The sequence below is a fragment of the Stenotrophomonas thermophila genome (assembly GCF_001499715.1).
In the GTDB taxonomy this organism is placed as follows: domain Bacteria; phylum Pseudomonadota; class Gammaproteobacteria; order Xanthomonadales; family Xanthomonadaceae; genus Stenotrophomonas; species Stenotrophomonas hibiscicola.
The window spans coordinates 26253-44165 of sequence record NZ_CVIW01000013.1 but is presented as its reverse complement, the minus strand read 5'-3'; the positions used below and the strand labels follow the sequence as shown (position 1 = coordinate 44165).

The following is a 17913-nucleotide window of genomic DNA, read 5'->3' as shown; positions in this document are numbered from 1 at the left end:
CCGCCACGTGGCACGCAAGGCGGCGGTCACCCCGGTCCTGTCACCGTCCGGCGAAGCATCCCTGGCGATGCTCGCGGGCGTCGGTCCGGCCGTGGCCGCCAAACTGCAGGCGCGTGGCCTGGCCACCCTGCAGGATCTCTGGCTTCATCTGCCACTGCGCTATGAAGACCGTACCCGGCTGACCCGCATTGAAGACCTGCGCAACGGCGTACCGGCGCAGGTGGAAGGGCGGGTGGTCGCAGTCGAGCGCGGCATGCGCTACCGGCCGATGCTGAAGGTGGCGGTGGAAGACGAAGGGCAGGGCACCCTGGTGCTGCGCTTCTTCCATTTCCGCCAGCAGCAGGTCGGTCAGTTCGCGGTCGGCAACCGGTTGCGCTGCTTCGGTACGCCCAAGCCCGGCCACCTCGGCCTGGAAATCGTCCATCCCAGCTACCAGGTGCTGGGCCGCAACGACGATCCCGAACTCGGCGACCGCCTCGACCCGGTGTATCCCACCGTCGAAGGCGTCGGCCCGATGACCATGCGCAAGCTGATCGGCCAGGCGCTGGACCGCCTGCCCGAGGAAAGCACGCTGGAACTGCTGCCCAGCGGTTGGCTCGATGGCCTGGGCCTACCTTCGCTGCGCAGCGCGCTGCTGACCGTGCACCGTCCACCGCCGGATGCCGATCTGGCCGCGTTGGCGGCTGGTACCCACCCGGCGCAGCGTCGCCTGGCGATGGAAGAACTGCTGGCCCATCACCTCAGCCTGCGTCGCCAGCGCATTGCCTTGCAGGCACACCATGCGCCGCCGCTGGCCGGTCCTGGCAAGCTGGCCAAGGCGCTGCTGAAGCAGCTGCCGTTCGCGCTGACCGGGGCGCAGGCACGCGTGTTCAAGCAGATCCGTGAAGACCTCGCGCGGCCCAGCCCGATGCTGCGGCTGGTGCAGGGCGATGTGGGCTCCGGCAAGACCGTGGTCGCCGCGTTGGTGGCGATGCTGGCGGTGGAGCAGGGCAAGCAGGTTGCATTGGCTGCGCCCACCGAGCTGCTGGCCGAACAACATCTCAACAACCTGCGCGGCTGGCTGGAACCGCTCGGTGTGCGCATCGCCTGGCTGGCCGGCAAAGTCACCGGCAAGGCGCGCGCCAAGGTGATGGAGCAGGTCGCCAGCGGCGAAGCGCAGGTGGTGGTTGGTACCCACGCGCTGATGCAGGAGGCAGTGGTGTTCCAGGACCTGGCACTGGCCATCGTCGACGAGCAGCACCGCTTCGGCGTGCACCAGCGGTTGGCGCTGCGCGACAAGGGCGCAGGCGGCAACAGCGTGCCGCACCAGCTGGTGATGACCGCCACACCGATTCCGCGCACGCTGGCGATGTCCGAATACGCGGACCTGGATGTGTCGGCCATCGACGAACTGCCGCCGGGGCGTACACCGGTGCAGACGGTCGCACTCAACAATGACCGGCGCCCGGAACTGATCGAGCGCATCGCGCTGGCCTGCCAGGAAGGGCGGCAGGTGTACTGGGTGTGCACGCTCATCGAAGAAAGCGAAGAACTCGATGCAACGCCCGCGCAGGCCACCTACGAATCGCTGCAGGCACTGCTGCCCGGCGTGCGCGTGGGGCTGGTGCATGGCCGCCTCAAGGCCGCCGAAAAGCTGGCCACGATGGTGGCGTTCAAGGCCGGACAGATCGACCTGCTGGTGGCGACCACCGTCATCGAAGTGGGCGTGGACGTGCCGAATGCCTCGTTGATGGTGATCGAGAACGCCGAGCGCCTCGGCCTGGCCCAGCTGCACCAGCTGCGTGGCCGCGTCGGCCGTGGTTCGGCGGTGTCGCGCTGCGTGCTGCTGTACCAGGCGCCGCTTTCGCAGATGGCGCGCGAGCGCCTGCAGACCATGCGCGAAACCAACGATGGTTTCGTCATCGCCGAGAAGGATCTGGAACTGCGCGGCCCCGGTGAATTGCTGGGTACCCGGCAGACCGGCCTGGCCGGTTTCCGCATTGCCGACCTGGCCCGCGACGCCGGCCTGCTGCCCGGCGTGCATGACCTGGCCGAGCGCCTGCTGGACCAGCAACCCGCGCTGGCCGATCGTGTGGTGCAGCGCTGGATCGGCACCGCCGTGCGTTACGCCTCGGCGTAGCGCCACCTTGATGGGTGTGGACCTTGGTCCACGCATCCACGCATCCACGCGTGGCGTGGATCTACTCCATGTTCATCCACGCATTGCATGGATGTGTCGACCAAGGTCGACACCTACCAACAGCCGCGGAAATCTGTCGAAGGCGGGGTGGATCCGGTTGCGGGGGCGTGAGCCGCATGGATGCGGCGACCGAGCTTACAGGGACGTACTTGCAGCGTCCCCCGCAACCGGATCCACCCCGCCATCCCCCAGGAAACCCGCTTTTGCCGTTGCTCTGGTGTATGCCGTTGATTCGGCGGGGGGGGGGCACAGCCCTGCCGAACCCCAACCCCCGTACTTGCAACGGTCATCATCCCGGTCCACACTTCGTTGCCGATCTGAAGACGGCAACGATGACCCACAAGATCCCGCTGTTGATCGACACCGACCCCGGTGTGGACGACGCCCTGGCCCTGCTGATGGCCTTCGCCGACGAACGGCATGACGTGGTCGCCCTGACCATCGCCGCCGGCAATGTCGGCCTGCAGTACACCGTCCGCAACGCCCTCAAGCTCTGCGACATCGTCGGCCGCACCGACGTACCGGTGTTTGCCGGCAGCCCGGATCCGCTGCTGCATCCCTCCGTCGACGCTGCCCACGTGCATGGCCGTGACGGCTACGGCGACGTGGACCTGCCGCCGCCGAGCCGCCAGGCCGAAGCCGAGCACGCCGCACTGGCCATCCTGCGCCTGTCGCACGAGCACGCCGGCGAACTGATGCTGGTGATGCTGGGCCCGCTGACCAACCTTGCCCTGGCACTGAAGCTGGACCCGACCCTGCCCGAGCGCATCAAGCGCATCGTGGTGATGGGCGGCGCGGTCACCTGCCACGGCAACATCACCCCGGCGGCCGAATTCAACATTGCGTTCGACCCGGAAGCGGCGCACGTGGTGTTCACCTCGTTCAAGCACCTGCTGGTGTCGGACTGGGAGGCCACCGTCGCCCATGGCCTGCCGCTGCAGGACGCCGAGAAGTGGCTGCAGGCCGATTCCGATCGCGCCCGCTTCTACGAACTGATCTCGCGCAAGACCCGTGGCCTGTCCGAAGACAGCAAGGGCGGGCGCTGGTACACCGCCGATGCGGTGGCCATGGCCTGGGCGCTGAACCCCGAAGGGCAGCTGCGGGTCGAGTCGCGCCCGCTGAACGTAGAGCTGAACGGCACGTTCAGCCGCGGCGCCACCATCGTCGACTGGAACCGCCAGACCGGCCAGCCGGACAACTGCGATCTGCTGATGGCCTACGACCAGCAGCGTTTCGAGGCCCTGGTGCGCCAGGCCCTGGGCGCGGACTGACGTCCGTGGCCCGGCACCGGTTGCCCCGGGCGGCAACCGGTGCTTATAATGCCGCTCTTGACCACCAGCCCATTTACGGTGTGAGCCCATGAAGGCCGATATCCATCCGAACTACCGCGACGTCGTCTTCCATGACGTCACCTCCGATTTCAAGATCCTGACCCGCTCCACCATGGCGACGAAGGAAACCATCCAGTGGGAAGACGGCAACGAATACCCGCTGGTCAAGGTTGAAATTTCCTCGGCTTCGCACCCGTTCTACACGGGCAAGCACAAGGTCATCGACACCTCGGGCCGTATCGACAAGTTCCAGAAGCGCTACGCGCGCTGATCTGTCGATCCAGCTTCGAACCAACGGCCGCGCTCTGCGCGGCCGTTTGTTTTTCCCCAACGCCAACCCAACGGGCGTTTGGATGGACGGAACACTGCGTTCGTGGGACAACGCTTTTGCCGATCCGGGCCGCTCAACGGCCTGTGTCTGGCTGCCTGTCGTATACGACTTCTGTCTAGCGCCGGGCAAATGCTGCTGTGCGATAATGACCTGATCCCCGGCACAGGCCGAGGACGTCATTCACGTGCCTGACCAATGCGCTTGGGCAGGCGCCTTCCCATGAAGGAGCGCACACAGTGTCCGATCTTGATCAGGTCACGCTCAACGCCGGCGACAAGTCGGTCGTTCTGCCCGTCATCAAACCCACCCTTGGCAACGACTGCGTCGACATCGCGAAGCTGACCAAGGAAACGGGATTCTTCACCTACGATTCCGGCTTCACCGCGACGGCCAGCTGCAAGTCCGCCATCACCTACATCGACGGCGACAAGGGCGTGCTGCTGTACCGTGGCTACCCGATCGAACAGCTGTCGGAAAAGTCGAGCTACGTCGAAGTGGCCTACCTGCTGATCAACGGCGAGCGCCCGAGCGCCGAGCAGCTGAAGGCCTTCACCGATGAGCTGACCGCCGAAGCCAACGTCGATGAGTCGATCAACACCCTGATCGGCAGCTTCGCCAAGGATGCCCACCCGATGGCGATCCTGGCGGCCGCGATCGCGCAGCTGTCGGCCATCTACCACGACTCGCTGGACCTGTCCGACGCCGAACAGCGCCGCAAGGCCGCCGTGCGCCTGATCGCCAAGGTGCCGACCCTGTCGGCGCTGATCTACCGCCACGGCAAGGGCCTGCCGGCCAACAAGCCGGACACCTCGCTGGACTACGTCAGCCGCTTCCTGAAGCAGACCTTCGAGTCGGCCGACGGCCAGTACGACCTGAACCCGGACGTGGTGAAGGCGCTGGACCTGCTGTTCATCCTGCATGCCGACCACGAGCAGAACGCCTCGACCTCGACCGTGCGCCTGGTCGGTTCGACCGGTGCCAACCCGTACGCGTCGGTTGCCGCGGGTGTCACCGCGCTGTGGGGTCCGGCCCACGGTGGTGCCAACGAAGCCGTGCTGAAGATGCTGGAAGAGATCGGCACCGCCGACAACGTCGAGTCCGCCGTGGTCAAGGCCAAGGACAAGACCTCCGGCTTCCGCCTGATGGGCTTCGGCCACCGCGTCTACAAGAACTTCGATCCGCGCGCCAAGGTCATCGGCGAGATGACCAGCAAGGTGCTCAAGCAGCTGGGCGTGCAGGATCCGCTGCTGGACGTGGCCGTGAAGCTCGAACAGGCTGCGCTGCAGGACGAGTACTTCGTCGCCCGCAAGCTGTACCCGAACGTCGATTTCTACAGCGGCATCATCTACAAGGCGCTGCAGATCCCGACCGAAATGTTCACCGTCATGTTCGCCCTGGGCCGTACCTCCGGCTGGGTGTCGCATTGGCTGGAACAGCAGGTCGATCCGGAAATGAAGATCGGCCGTCCGCGCCAGGTCTACACCGGCAGCGACGTGCGCGACTACCAGGGCTGATCGCCCGCGTAGGTCGTGCCGAGAACGCCCCGCATCCGCGGGGCGTTTTTTTGTGCCCTGATCGTGTTCGACGGAGGGTGGGTGCGGACCGTTGGTCCGCACGATTCCCGGATGGTCGCTGTAGAGCCGAGCCCATGCTCGGCTGGCGCCCGTCCACACCGCGCAGCCGAGCACGGCTCGGCTCTACAAGAGCCCGCTTCCGGGTCTGAACGCGCTCTGACAATGAATGTCGCTTTCATGTCTTTTCGGATCTATTGCATGGGGATCACATCGAAGGCGATAGAACCTGTGCGTACTCATCCCTGTATGGAGAACGCCATGAACCGACTGATCGCCATCGCTTTCATCGCCACGCCGCTGGCCCTGCTGAGCCCGCAGGCCGCCGCGCAGTACACCGGGCCGGGGGCAGGGGCCGCTGCCAGCACTGTCGCCGACGCACGCGCGCAACGTGATGACCACCCGGTGGTGCTGCGCGGCACCCTCATCGCCAAGATCGGTGACGAGCGCTACCAGTTCCGTGATGCCAGCGGCCAGATCGACGTTGAGATCGATGACGAAGATCTGCCGCCGCAGGCCATCGGCGCCGACACCGTGGTCGAACTGCGTGGCAAGGTCGACACGCATCGCTTCAAGCCGACCGACATCGATGTTGATCACGTCACCGTCGTGCCGGCAGGTTGAAGCGAACGGCAGCCGAGCATTGGCTCGGCTCTACAAATTCAATGCAATGAGGTTTATTGCATTCAAGCAGTGAGGGAGTTTGCATAACCCTCAAACGTTGAACACATTCAAGAATTCTCCTTAACGTTCCACGTTTTAGGAATGCTTGAATGGTCTGCATGGCAATGGATTCCTAACATTCTCTCCGTCGCCCGCAACCACCTCTGCGGGCGGCGCCTCCCTCCCTTTCTCCTTAGGGGAGGGGGGCTTTCATATTCCCCCTGTCCGAGAGAGACACCCATGCACGCCATTCTCAAGAAGGCCGCGCTCGCTGCAGCGCTGGCCACTGCTTCGCTGTCCGCGCACGCGCTGGAAACCAAGATCACCGTCTACGCCGACGTCGACCCGACCCTGGCACTGCTGCTCGAGGACGGCACCCCGCTGCCGGACACCGTGCAGCTGACCCACGATCCGCTGCGCGGCCTGCTGCCGTCGACGCAGCAGGTGCGCATCCACTCCAATGACGAAACCGCGGACATCGAAGTTCGCCTCGGCCACGATCCGGTACTGCTCAATGGCAGCACCCGCGTGCCGCTGGCCGTCAGCCTGAACACCGATGCGCTCAGCACCTCGGTCACCGAATTCAAGGCGGCTGACCTGTTCAACGGCGCCAGCTCGACCCCGGGTGCCTCCATCTCGATGCCGCTGACCATCGCCCAGGCCGGTACCGGCGGGCCGCTTACCGTCAACGGCCGCTATGAAGGCATGGTCTACATCGTCATGAACCAGAAGCCCTGATCCACGGCTTCCCCGCGCCGGTCCGCATTCCGGGCCGGCCGCTTCTGCAGCGATACCCCCATGACTCCACACGCCCCCGCCGTTACCCGGCTGGCGGTCGCGCTCGCCCTGGCAATGGCTGCTCCTCTGGTCGCGGCCCACGGCGTCCCCGCCGGCTTCGAGGATCTGGTTGAAGGCCAGACCGAACAACTCGACATCCAGCTGTTCGGCCGCTCGGCCGGACTGTCGCCGGTGCGCGTGACCCTGGAGCACGTGCAGCTGGAAGATCCCGCGCGCGTACTGCAGGCGCTGGACCTGCCTGCCGAAGCACAGGCAGCCTTGCTGCCGGCGTTGTCGCAACCACTGCCGCGCAACAGCCACCTGGCCTGCCGCTTCGGTGGCGCCACGGCCGGCTGCGGTTATCTCGACCCACCTGAAGACCCCGCCGCCGCGCGCGCGCTGTACGACGAAGGCGAGGGCGCGGTGCGCCTGTTCGTGGCGCGGCAGTGGATTCCCGGCGAGCCGCCCGCCGAGCGTTACCACACGGTCACGGCCAATGCAGAGAACGCCTTCCTGCACCAGCAGACGCTCAACGTCAGCGGCGGCCGCGACTACCAGGCACTGTCCGCGCGCGGCGTAGGCACGCTGGGACTGTTTGATCGCGCTCACCTGTCCGCCGACTGGTACTACACCCAGCAGCGCTACCGCAGCCGAAGCGACGACGACTTCCAGTTCGACAACGTCTATTACCGCCATGACCTGGGCCAGGCGCACTACCTGCAGGCCGGGCGCATGGACCGCCGCAACCTGTCCAGCCCGCAGGGCGGCACCTTCAGTTTCAGCATGCTGCCGCTGGACCGTTTCCAGGGCGCACGCGTGGGCACCACCCAGGCCTATGTGGACACCGATGCCGCCGTGCAGGCCACGCCGCTGACCGTGCTGCTGGCCCGCGATGCCCGCGTCGACGTGTTCGACGGCGAGCGCCTGCTGCAGACCTTCTACCTGCAGGCCGGCATCAACCAGATCGACACCCGCAGTTTCCCGTTCGGCAACTACCTGGTACGCATGCGCATCTACGAGGACGGCGTGCTGGTGCGCACCGAGGAAGCGCCGTTCGACAAGGGCGGGGACTGGACCAACAGCCAGTGGCAGTGGTTCGTGCAGGGCGGCCGCCGCAACGAGCGCCGCAGCGACCGCTTCGATGGCGAACGCGTGGCGATGGCCGGCCTGCGCGTGCCACTGGGCCGCGACGCCGCGCTTACCGCCGGTGTCGCCAACCTCGGCGGACACAGCTACGGTGAGCTGCGCGTGGACCTGCGCCGCGTGCTGGCCACGCATGAGATGCGCGCCACGCTCAGCGGCATGCGGGGCAGTGATGGCAGCAATGGCCAGCAGCACCAGCTGTCATACCGGCGCAAGGCGTCGTGGAATCTCTACCAGCAGCGCATGCGCGGCAAGGCCTGCCAGTTCGAGGCCGATGCACGCGACCAGCTGGGCTGCACCAACTCACTCAGCGGCTCGATGTCGCTGCCGCTGGCCGGTGGCAATGCCTACGTGGGCTACACCCGTCGCCAGACCTGGCGCACTGGCTGGCATCGGCCCGAATTCGATCAGGACCCGTTGTTCGGGCTCGACCCGCTGTTGCCGCCCGGGCCGCTGGAGCCGCGCCGCGAGCCCGTGCTCAGCCGCACCTGGCAGGCCAGTTTCAGCCGCAGCCATCGCTGGCAGGACTTCAGCGTGTCCACGCGCGTGGGCCTCTGGCAACAGCGCAGCACCGACAGCGTGCGCGGCAGCAACGAACGCGATCGCGGCATCTACTTCAACTTGAGCCTGACCCGCCTGCAGCGCAACCATGACAGCAGTGGCCAGCGCCGCTACGCCGTGGATGTACGCCAGCCCCAGCATCAGCGCCCGGCCATCGATTACAGCGTGGGCCAGAGCCTGCGCCAGGAGCGGGATACGCACTATCGCGAGCTGAATACCGAACTGCGTGCCAACAACAATGACCGCTACAGCGCCTCGCTGAGTGGCCAGCTGCAGAACGGCATCGGCAATACAACCGCCAGCATTGCGCACTATCAGCAGCGCGGGCGTGGCGAGACCGGCTACAGCGCCAGCCACAGCTCGGGCTTCGCACTGGGCCGCCGCGGTTTCTACTGGAGCGGTGCCAACGGCGCGGAGGCCGGCCTGGCCGTGCAGGTGGACGGTTTCGACGATGCCGACCTGCATGGCGTGGCCGCAGAACTGCAGGTGGGCGGGTTGCGCCGACAGCGTCTGCAGATCGGCGAGCGCCGGCTGCTGCCGCTGTCGTCGTACCAGTCGCATCGCGCCGAAGTACAGGACGCCAGCACGCTGGACAGCATTGCCGCGATCCGCGTGACCGGTGTGGGCGGCGCACGGCCGATGTTCCTCACGCCCGGCAAGCTGATGCGCTTGCCGGTGCCGATCGAAGTGACCTACACCTTCATCGGCAATGCCAAGGACCTGGCGGGGTCGCCGCTGGGCGGCGCCCGCATCCTCAACGCGCCGGTGCCCGGCACCAGCGCCAACGGCAGCTTCGTTGCCGACTTCCCGCGTCGCGAAACAACGCTGTACCTGCTGCAGGACGACCGCCTGCTGCATTGCCCGCTGCAGGTGCGCGAGCGCCGCCAGGTGGTGCTGCTGGTCGGCGCCGTGCACTGCGAGCCGCTGGCCGTGGCCCAGCTGCCGCCCGAGATCCGCCAGCAGGCCCGCGTGACCCGCCTGCTGCAGGAACGCGCGTTGATTGCCGCCACACCCCAGACCGCTGCTGCAGGAGGTACGCGATGAGCCGGCGTTGGATGTGTGTGTTGATGCTGGTATGTGCACTCGTACTGGTGATGCCACGGGCGTGGGCGCAGTGGCCGCCCGAGACGCATCCGACGGACCAGAGCCGGGACATCGTGATGAGCTGGGATCGCTCGGCGGTGCCGGGTGATGTGGAGCTGTGGGCGCCGCGGACGGTGCTGGGGTTCAGTCACGATCTGGCGATGAAATATGGGCAGATCCATGCGGTTTGTGGGTCTGCTTCTGATAGTGAGTTTGGGAAGTGTCCGACCGAAAGTGAGCTGAGGCCGTCAGGGGGAACAACAGAGATCGTGTTACGCCTCGTTGATCTGAGGACTGGCTTCCATACGGAGATTAGCGCAGTAGGAAGCCTGCAGCGGGTTATGTCGGGCGCCGGCTGCAATATCGATTACTGGGACCGTCAGAAGCACATTATCAATAGCGCGTTCTGGTACCGATGTGCATTGGACGAACCGATCGGCACAGGTGCTGCTCTGATTGTTCCGGCATCTGAGCTTGCGAGGCTCGTGGCCGGCCGCTGGAAGGCCACGATGCGCCTGAACATCAAAGCCGACCCTGCCGCAGCACCCGTAGCCACAGCCACCTTCAACTTCGATTTCACCGTCACCGACTACGACGCGATCTCGATCTACTTCCCGGGCTTCGACGGCATTGCGCCGCTGGTCAACATGGACCTGCGCTACGACCCCATCCGCAAGATGGTCGGCGGCTACAAGGAAGTGGACATGTGCCTGTACGACGGCGTGGGCTCGCAGAGCGAGTTCCTCGGCGTCACCGTGCGCGATAGCGGGCCGCGACCACCTCCAGGGCGTGACTACGCGGTCTGGCACGGGGATGGTGGCAGCGATGACACCCAGCGCCTCGACTACCAGGTCAGCCTGAACTACGGCGGCAACCGCCTGGCGATGAAGAACGGCGAGGAACAACTGCTGCGCGGCATCGACAGCGCACAGCTGCGGCTGGTGATGCTGCCGGGCATCAGCCAGCCCGTGTACTGCGTGCCCACGCCGTTGACGCTGGAAACGCCGCCTACGCCCATCGCCAGCAAACGGCCCGGCCTCTACGACGGCGAGCTGACCGTAGAGCTGCGCGTGCCGACCGCCAAACCCTGATCCCCACGGAGCCTCATCATGAAGAAGCTGCTGTTCTGTCTGTTGCCGTTGAGCGCGCTGCTGGCCCCGCCGGCGGCACATGCCAACCTCTCGATCCATCCGATGCGCGCGGCCGTCGATACCAAGCGTGGGACTCAGATCCGCGTCTACTCGCACTCCACCCAGCCGCAGTACGTGCAGGCACGCCTGCTGCGCATCTGGAATCCCGCGCAGGTTGGCGAGGAAGAGGTGGAAGTGGAGGCGGCCGACGCCGCGGTCGCCATCACCCCTGGGAAGTTCGCACTGAGTGGCGGAGGCAATCGCCTGATCCGGGTCATTCCACTGCGCAGCGTGGAGAAGGAAGTGGCCTACCGCGTCTACTTCGAGGGTGTAAGGGGCCCGGACGGGACCTTGCTTGAGGGCGACGAGCAGGCGGCACAGGCCAACGTCGGCGTCAGCCTGGTCTGGGGCGCGCTGGTGAACGTGTTGCCCACCAACGGCAGCGTGGATCTGCAACTGCAGGGCGACACCCTGCGTAACGTGGGGACCTTGCGAGTTGGCATCACAGGGCTGGCCGAATGCAGCGCCAGTGGTGCCTGTACGACCCACGACTTTGCCAAAAGCCTGTACCCGGACGCGGAGCTGAAGCTGCCGTTCCAGCCTCAACCGGGCAATACCGTGCAGCTGCATTACCGCCTGTCCAAGGACGGCTACCGCGAGCACACAACCACCCTGGCGCCGAGCGCCTGAAGTTCTGGCCCTGCGTCATGTGCAGGGCCTCACTTTCGATGTCCTGTTAAGGAGAGAGAGCATGAACCACATCTATCGTCGTATCTGGAGTGCCGCCAAGCGTTGCTGGGTGGTTGGAAGTGAGTTGACCAAGCGCGGGCCAGCCGCGCGACGCTCGGTCAGCGTGGCGGCGAGTGCCGCAGTGCTGGCGCTGTCCGCAAATGCCATGGCGGTCGAAGGTGCCGAGAAAGAAGATCCAGGCGAGGAGACTGAAACGATTTGGAATGAACAGGAAGATTCCAGGCGTTCAGGCATGTCCATGAATCCCTTTATGACTGGCGGACTGAATGCTGGGCTCTCGTTGACGTCGATTTCCCCGCAGTCCACGTATTACCAACTGGCGATTGTCAACGATGTCGCCTATCGCGATTCAACAGCGACCGGCGATGACACGGTCGTAGTCGGTTCGCGCTCCGCCATCTCTGGCAAACGATCAGTTGGTTATGGCAACGGCATCCGTTCAACGGGAGAGCGCAACGTCGCGATCGGCACGAACGTGAAGATCGAACATTGGTACGCAACTGCGGTGGGTGATGGCGCGTATGCCGGCGGTGGCTGGGGTGCCACGGCCTACGGCAATGATTCACGAGCCGACGGCGGCAACGCGATTGCCATTGGTAGCGGCTCGCGGGTGTCTACCGGAGGTGGTATCGGTGGAATCGCGTTGGGGGGTGACGCCCGTGCCGGCACAAGCGGCTATTCGGGAGCCATCGCTGTAGGCAACAAGTCCAATGCGTCCTATGACGCGATGGCGATTGGTTATGAGTCACGCGCTTCCGTGTCGGGATCGGTGGCATTGGGTACGCGGTCGGTCGCCAACGAGACCGACACCGTATCGGTGGGAAGCAGCACGCTCAAGCGGCGCGTGATGAATGTGAAGGATGCTCGATTGACTGGCTCCAGTTCCGACGCGGTCACCGGCAGTCAGCTGTACTGGGCCAAGCAGGACATCAGCAGGGCGCAGACTGCGGCAGATACAGCCAAGACAAACGCAAGCACGGCGCAGAGCACGGCGAACACGGCCAAGAGCACGGCTGAGAACGCGATGTCCGCAGCCAATGCAGCAGGCTACCTGACCGCCAGCGGCTCGCCGGTGACGTCCTCGCAGCGTGCCCAGGCATCGGGAACGGGGGCGCTTGCCTCAGGCCTGAACGCGCTTGCCAGTGGCTCGGGCGCGAGCGCGCATGGATACAACGCCAAGGCCAATGCCATCGGCTCGATTGCCATCGGCTCCAGCGCGAAGATCGAGGCGAGCTCCTCCAACTACGGCATCGCCATCGGCGCCTCGGCGAGCACCGGCCCGACCGCGTACCAGGTTGCGATCGGTTACCAGGCATCTGCTGCAGGGGGGGCGAGCTCCATGGCGCTGGGTGCATCCACCAAGGCCAATCATTCGCGTTCGGTGGCTCTGGGTGTGCTTTCGGTTACTACCGCGAATGATCAGGTATCGATCGGCAGTGACTCGGTGAAGCGGACGATCAGCGGGATGAAGGACGGGTTGCTGAGCGCCACCAGTACCGAGGGTGTCACCGGCAAGCAGCTGTTTGACACCAACGCCAAGGTGGGCGAGGTGGAGCACACGGCGAAGGCGGCGCAGACGGCGGCCGCTACGGCAAAGGAAGAAGCCGGCAAGGCGTTGACCGCAACGACTGTGCTGGGTGGCCTTGTGGGGCAGGTGTCTGCCACAGGCAATGTCCGCCTGGGGGAGAAGAACAGTGGCACGGTGCTGGATGTGCGCAATAGTGCGAATGAGAACCGGCAGCTGACCGGCGTGGCCGATGGCGTGGTCAGCGCCAGCAGCTACGAGGCGGTCAACGGCAGGCAGCTCAATGCCACCAATGACAAGGTGACGACGGTGGAGGGTGTGGCCAGGTCTGCGGGGGAAGACGCTGCCGTGGCGAAGACGGATGCGACCAAGGCGCTGGCCGAAACAGCGGCGCTGGGCGGGCTGGTGGCGCAGGTGTCTGCATCTGGCGATGTTCGTTTGGGTGAGAAGAATAGCGGCACGACGTTGGATGTGCGCAACAGTGCCAATGCCAATCGGAAGATCAGTGGTGTGGCAGATGGAATCTTGAGCGCCAGCAGTGCTGAGGCTGTGTCTGGTAGTCAGCTCTATTCAACCAATTCACGCGTCTCAGATCTTGAGGATGTCGCGCAGTTTGTGAGTATCGGCTCAGCGCCCTTCAGTGAACGCGCCGAAGCGGGTGTGGCAGGTGTTGCGGTGGGAAATTCAGCAAAGACGGGGCTGGAGGGAGGCACTGCGGTAGGCACGTTTGCGGGGGCGATGGGGAGGAACTCTACCGCAATTGGTAGAGGGGCAACTGTCTCTGTGGATTCCGAGAATGGATTCGCGATGGGGGTGGGGGCACAGGTCGGTGGAGGCGCGGGCGGTGCGAACGAAGGTGTCGCGATTGGTGCTGGCGCAAGAGTCGGAAGCGGAGCTGACGGCTCGCTGGCACTTGGAACTAGCTCTCTGGCAGATGAAGAAGGAGTTGCGTCATTTGGCGGTGTTGGCATCCAGCGCCGCCTTGTAAACATCGCGCGTGGCACCGCCGACCATAACGCCACGACTGTCTCTCAGCTTAAGGATTCCCTCGCCACACTCGGGGGCGGCGCAGACGTGGACGCCAGCGGCAACATCATCGCCCCGACCTATGCGATGCAGGGCGGAACGCAGAGCACCGTCGAGGACGCGCTGATGACACTCGATGGCGCCGTCATCACCGCAGGTCGTCGCGCGGAAAAGGTGGAAGGCCAGCTGAGTTCGATCTTCCAGGAATCACCTTCGACCCGTGCCGACGGCATGAACCAGATCGCGCTGAATGGCGCGAATGGCATGGTGCTGACCAACCTGGCTGACGGCCGAGTGGCACCAGGAAGCCGTGATGCCGTAACCGGCAGTCAGTTGTACGCCGCAGAGCAGAAGATCTCGCAGAATCGGAATGATCTGGAGGCGATGCGCAAGGAGCAGGAGATGGGCGAGCAGGCCATGCGTGGATTGGAGGCGAGCGTCATCGATTACGGCGGCGCACGTTTGACTGGAGTGGCCGAGGCGAAGCTGTCGGCTGACAGCTCGGATGTTGTGCGCGGCAGTCAGCTCTTCTCGACGAACAATCGATTGGGCCTGGTTGAAAGCAAGGCTGAGTATTTTGATTTTGGGTCAAGTATTCCGGGGCTGGAGTGGAGGTCTCCACGCGCCGGACGTGCCGGGGTCGCGATTGGCGAGGGGGCGGTGGCGTCACTATTAACTGATGGCGCTGTCGCAGTTGGCTTCTACGCAACCGCGCACGGCGAAAACTCTGTGGCTCTTGGTCGTGGGGCTTGGGTTCAGGCCGGCGCCGATCATGGATTTGCGCTCGGTACACGGTCCGTAGTTGAGGAACGTGGCGGCATTGCGCTTGGCGCGGGCAGCCTCGTGAGAAAGGGGGCGCTGAGCAGTGTTGCTGTCGGAGGCAACTCCGTGGCTCATGAAAGCCATACCGTGTCTTTTGGAGATGGATTGCTGCAGCGCCGCCTTGTAAACATCGCCAACGGCACCGCCAACCACAACGCCGCCACCGTCGGCCAGCTGCGCGGCGCACTTTCCGCTCTCGGCGGCGAAGTCGATGCCAACGGCAATATCGTCGGCCCCAGCTTCAATGTTCAGGGCCAGTCCCAATCCACGCTCAATGGCGCATTGGAAACGCTGGACAGCGCAGTCGTCAGCACCACCTCGCGCGTGAATCAGGTCGAATCCCAGCTCCGCTCCGTGTTCCAGGAAACCCCCTCGGCCCGCGCAGACGGCACCCACCAGCTCACCCTGGCCGGCGCCAACGGCATGGTCATTTCCAACGTGGCCAACGGCCTGATCGCGGCCGGCAGCCGCGATGCGGTCAATGGCGGCCAGCTGCATTCGATGCAGCAGCAGCTCAACGGCCGCATGGATGGGCTGGAGCAGCGCATTGACGATCAGCCGCAGGCCCGCGCCATGGCCGCAGCGTCCACGCCTTCGCAGTCCACCGAAGAGATCGCGTCGACGCCGGAGACCAGCGGCTCGCCGCAGATTGCCTCAACCGGTGAAGGTGACAAGCTGACGCCGCAGCCGAAGTCGAAGCAGGACGAGACGCCCAAGCCGCAGGTCGACACCGCTGATCTTGAAAAGATGCTGGCCCGTGCCAACGAGTACACCGATGGTGCGATCAGCAACTTTGAGCGCCGCTTGGACAAGATGGACAAGCGCTTCAACCGCATGGCGGCAATGAGCAGCGCGCAGAGCGCGATGGCGATGAACACCGCCGGTCTGGCCACCTACAACCGCCTGGGTGCGGGCGTGGGCTACAGCGAGGGTGAGTCGGCAATGGCGGTGGGCTACCAGCGCGTGCTCAACGAGAAGGGTTCGGCCACCTTCAGCCTCAATGGCGCGTTCACCAACAGTGGCGAACGCAGCATGGGTGTCGGCGTGGGCATCGGCTGGTAAGCCATGCAGCCCCGGCGTGGTGCGCGTAATGAACCCCGCCGCGCCGGGGTCCTTGCCGAGGAGATGGCAATGTACAGATGGGTACGCGGAATTATCAGCTATCGCACGTTCTATATCTGGCGGGCGCGCTTTCGCTACTACACCCGGAACCTGGATCTATGGACGCTGATGAGCGGGCTATGCATCGCCGGTCTGCTGCTGGTGCTGTGGTACCTGTGGCAGATGCTGGGCGTGCCGCCGCCGCGCGTGCACCCGAAAGCCGCGGCGCTGCGCATCGAAGGTGTCTCCAGCGAGGCGATCCATCGCATCGTGCTGGTACGCCACGCGGGCAGCACGCCGGGTGCACCGTTCACCACGCCGGAGGAGGTAAGGGCGAGCACGTTGCGCACGATGCGGGTGCGGCAGGTGATGGACAGCGAAGTGGTGTGGCGGCTGAAAGCCGACATGCTGGCGGACATCGCCGACTACATCACCGCCACGGGTGGGTGCGTCCCGTACGACTGCCGACGGATTCGCGCTCGATTTGAGGATGTGCGCAGGGCGGGTGTTGAGAATGCGCAGATCAACACAGCACTGTCGACGATCCTTGAGGTGTCGCTGGATCAGATGCCGCCGTTGGAGTCGGTCGAGCATGAGCGTGTGAAGAGTGGGTGGTCGGATGGGTTCAACGACATCTATGACCAGATCTGGTTGCTGCGGGGCCTGCAGGTCATGCATGCACAGATGATGCGGGAGTATCCGCAGCGAGCCGCCGCGCCGTGGTTGCCGCGGTTGCTCAGCGACCCGCTGCGCGATACCCGTTTCGTCTGGTAGTGGGAGCAAGATAGGCGTCATCTGCCAGCGCAGGTAGCGCAGCTTTTGTAGAGTCGAGCCGCGCTCGACTGCTTTTCGGCCAGCAATCGAAATGCCTGAAGCATAGTGCGGACCACGGTCCGCACCCACCGAACGCGGGCGCAACGCTCCTGTAGAGTCGAGCCGCGCTCGACTGCTCTTCGGTCGGCAATCGAAATGCCTGAAGCACGGTGCGGACCAACGGTCCGCACCCACCACTGGCAGGTACCGCCGCGCTCGCCGGCCATGGGCCGGCGCTACTGTCATCCGCCGATGTACGCGGTGATCTCCGCTTCGGCCAGCAGCTGCCGCAACTGCGCGACAGACGCGCGTCGCATCGGCTTCTCATCCACCGGTGACAGTGGGGCCTGGCGCAGGGCGTCATACGGCAGTACGGCCAGGTCGAAGGTCAGCTCCTCGGCACTGAACACCCACACCGGTACATCCAGGCTGCGTTCGCGGTCCATGCGCAACCGGCGCGTCCGCGATTCGGCGGGAATGCCGTGCTCGTCGAGGAAGCGATGCACGGCTTCCGGGTCGTCGCTGTGCAGGTGCAGCTGCACGGGGCTGTTGGCGTCGGCGGTGCCCTCCAACACTGGGCCAGCCAGGCGCGGGGAGAAGCCTTGCAGGAACTCCAGCGCACGCATGGCAGCCTCGCGGCGGCGCTGCAGTTCATTGCCGTGTTGGGGCCCGGAGAACAGTCGCTGGTACTCGCGCAGGGCGTCTTCGATCTCGGTGTTGCGGGGCAGGGAGGCATCGTCGTGGATGCCGAGCCGGCTGGCGGCCTTCAACTTGGCCTGGTGGTAGTCGCGGATGCCGCCTTCGGCCATCAGGCGGGCGGCTTCGTGGGCGAGGCGGTGACGCCGCTCGCGGGTCTGGCTGGCAGCATGCTGACGGGCGCGATGCATGCGATGACTCCCTGTTGCGACCTGGCTACAGAGTAGCGCACGGATGTGACATCCGCGTGGGTATGGCGCGGAGATGCCAACCAACGGTTGGCACCCACCACGGCAAACGGGTGCCGTTGATCCTGTAGAGCCGAGCCCATGCTCGGCTGCTCTACCGCGGACGCCCGGAGCCGAGCATGGCTCGGCTCTACAAAGGTGACACCAACCCAAGGTTGGCACC

General features: G+C 65.2%; 12 protein-coding genes. 11 read left to right on the top strand and 1 reads right to left on the bottom strand.

Annotation, left to right across the window (positions count from 1 at the left end; genetic code table 11):
- Positions 1-7: 7 nt before the first annotated feature.
- The 11 genes from recG (at position 8) to BN1263_RS08475 (ending at position 16767) form a co-directional block, all read left to right on the top strand.
- Positions 8-2119: an ATP-dependent DNA helicase RecG gene (recG, locus tag BN1263_RS08525; protein ID WP_058980514.1), complete on the top strand. Its 2112-nt coding sequence runs from the start codon at positions 8-10 to the stop codon at positions 2117-2119.
- Between the two features lie 392 nt (positions 2120-2511).
- A complete protein-coding gene (locus BN1263_RS08520; RefSeq protein WP_005410872.1) occupies positions 2512-3450 on the top strand; it encodes a nucleoside hydrolase in 939 nt (312 codons plus the stop codon).
- Between the two features lie 88 nt (positions 3451-3538).
- Positions 3539-3781, top strand: a complete 243-nt coding sequence (locus BN1263_RS08515; protein WP_005410871.1) for a type B 50S ribosomal protein L31 — start codon at positions 3539-3541, stop codon at positions 3779-3781.
- 296 nt (positions 3782-4077) lie between these two features.
- The gene (locus BN1263_RS08510) at positions 4078-5355 is read left to right on the top strand and encodes a citrate synthase (RefSeq protein ID WP_058980513.1); all 1278 of its coding nucleotides are present in this window, start codon (positions 4078-4080) and stop codon (positions 5353-5355) included.
- A gap of 318 nt (positions 5356-5673) precedes the next feature.
- Positions 5674-6036 (top strand): NirD/YgiW/YdeI family stress tolerance protein, encoded by a 363-nt coding sequence (locus BN1263_RS08505; protein WP_058980512.1) that lies wholly within the window; start codon positions 5674-5676, stop codon positions 6034-6036.
- Positions 6037-6315: 279 nt separating this feature from the next.
- The gene (locus tag BN1263_RS08500) at positions 6316-6813 is read left to right on the top strand and encodes a CS1 type fimbrial major subunit (protein WP_058980511.1); all 498 of its coding nucleotides are present in this window, start codon (positions 6316-6318) and stop codon (positions 6811-6813) included.
- A 60-nt stretch (positions 6814-6873) separates the two neighbouring features.
- Positions 6874-9600: a TcfC E-set like domain-containing protein gene (locus tag BN1263_RS08495; RefSeq protein WP_058980510.1), complete on the top strand. Its 2727-nt coding sequence runs from the start codon at positions 6874-6876 to the stop codon at positions 9598-9600.
- A complete protein-coding gene (locus BN1263_RS08490) occupies positions 9597-10730 on the top strand; it encodes a CblD like pilus biogenesis initiator family protein (RefSeq protein WP_058980509.1) in 1134 nt (377 codons plus the stop codon). The genes BN1263_RS08495 and BN1263_RS08490 overlap by 4 nt, the downstream gene beginning before the upstream one ends.
- An 18-nt stretch (positions 10731-10748) precedes the next feature.
- Positions 10749-11459, top strand: a complete 711-nt coding sequence (locus BN1263_RS08485) for a hypothetical protein (RefSeq protein WP_058980508.1) — start codon at positions 10749-10751, stop codon at positions 11457-11459.
- A 61-nt stretch (positions 11460-11520) separates the two neighbouring features.
- The gene (locus BN1263_RS08480; RefSeq protein WP_058980507.1) at positions 11521-15954 is read left to right on the top strand and encodes an ESPR-type extended signal peptide-containing protein; all 4434 of its coding nucleotides are present in this window, start codon (positions 11521-11523) and stop codon (positions 15952-15954) included.
- Between the two features lie 69 nt (positions 15955-16023).
- Positions 16024-16767 (top strand): hypothetical protein, encoded by a 744-nt coding sequence (locus tag BN1263_RS08475; protein WP_058980533.1) that lies wholly within the window; start codon positions 16024-16026, stop codon positions 16765-16767.
- Between the two features lie 281 nt (positions 16768-17048).
- Here the strand turns inward: BN1263_RS08475 and BN1263_RS08470 are convergent, their stop codons facing one another.
- Positions 17049-17693 (bottom strand): hypothetical protein, encoded by a 645-nt coding sequence (locus tag BN1263_RS08470; RefSeq protein ID WP_058980506.1) that lies wholly within the window; start codon positions 17691-17693, stop codon positions 17049-17051.
- Positions 17694-17913: the final 220 nt, after the last annotated feature.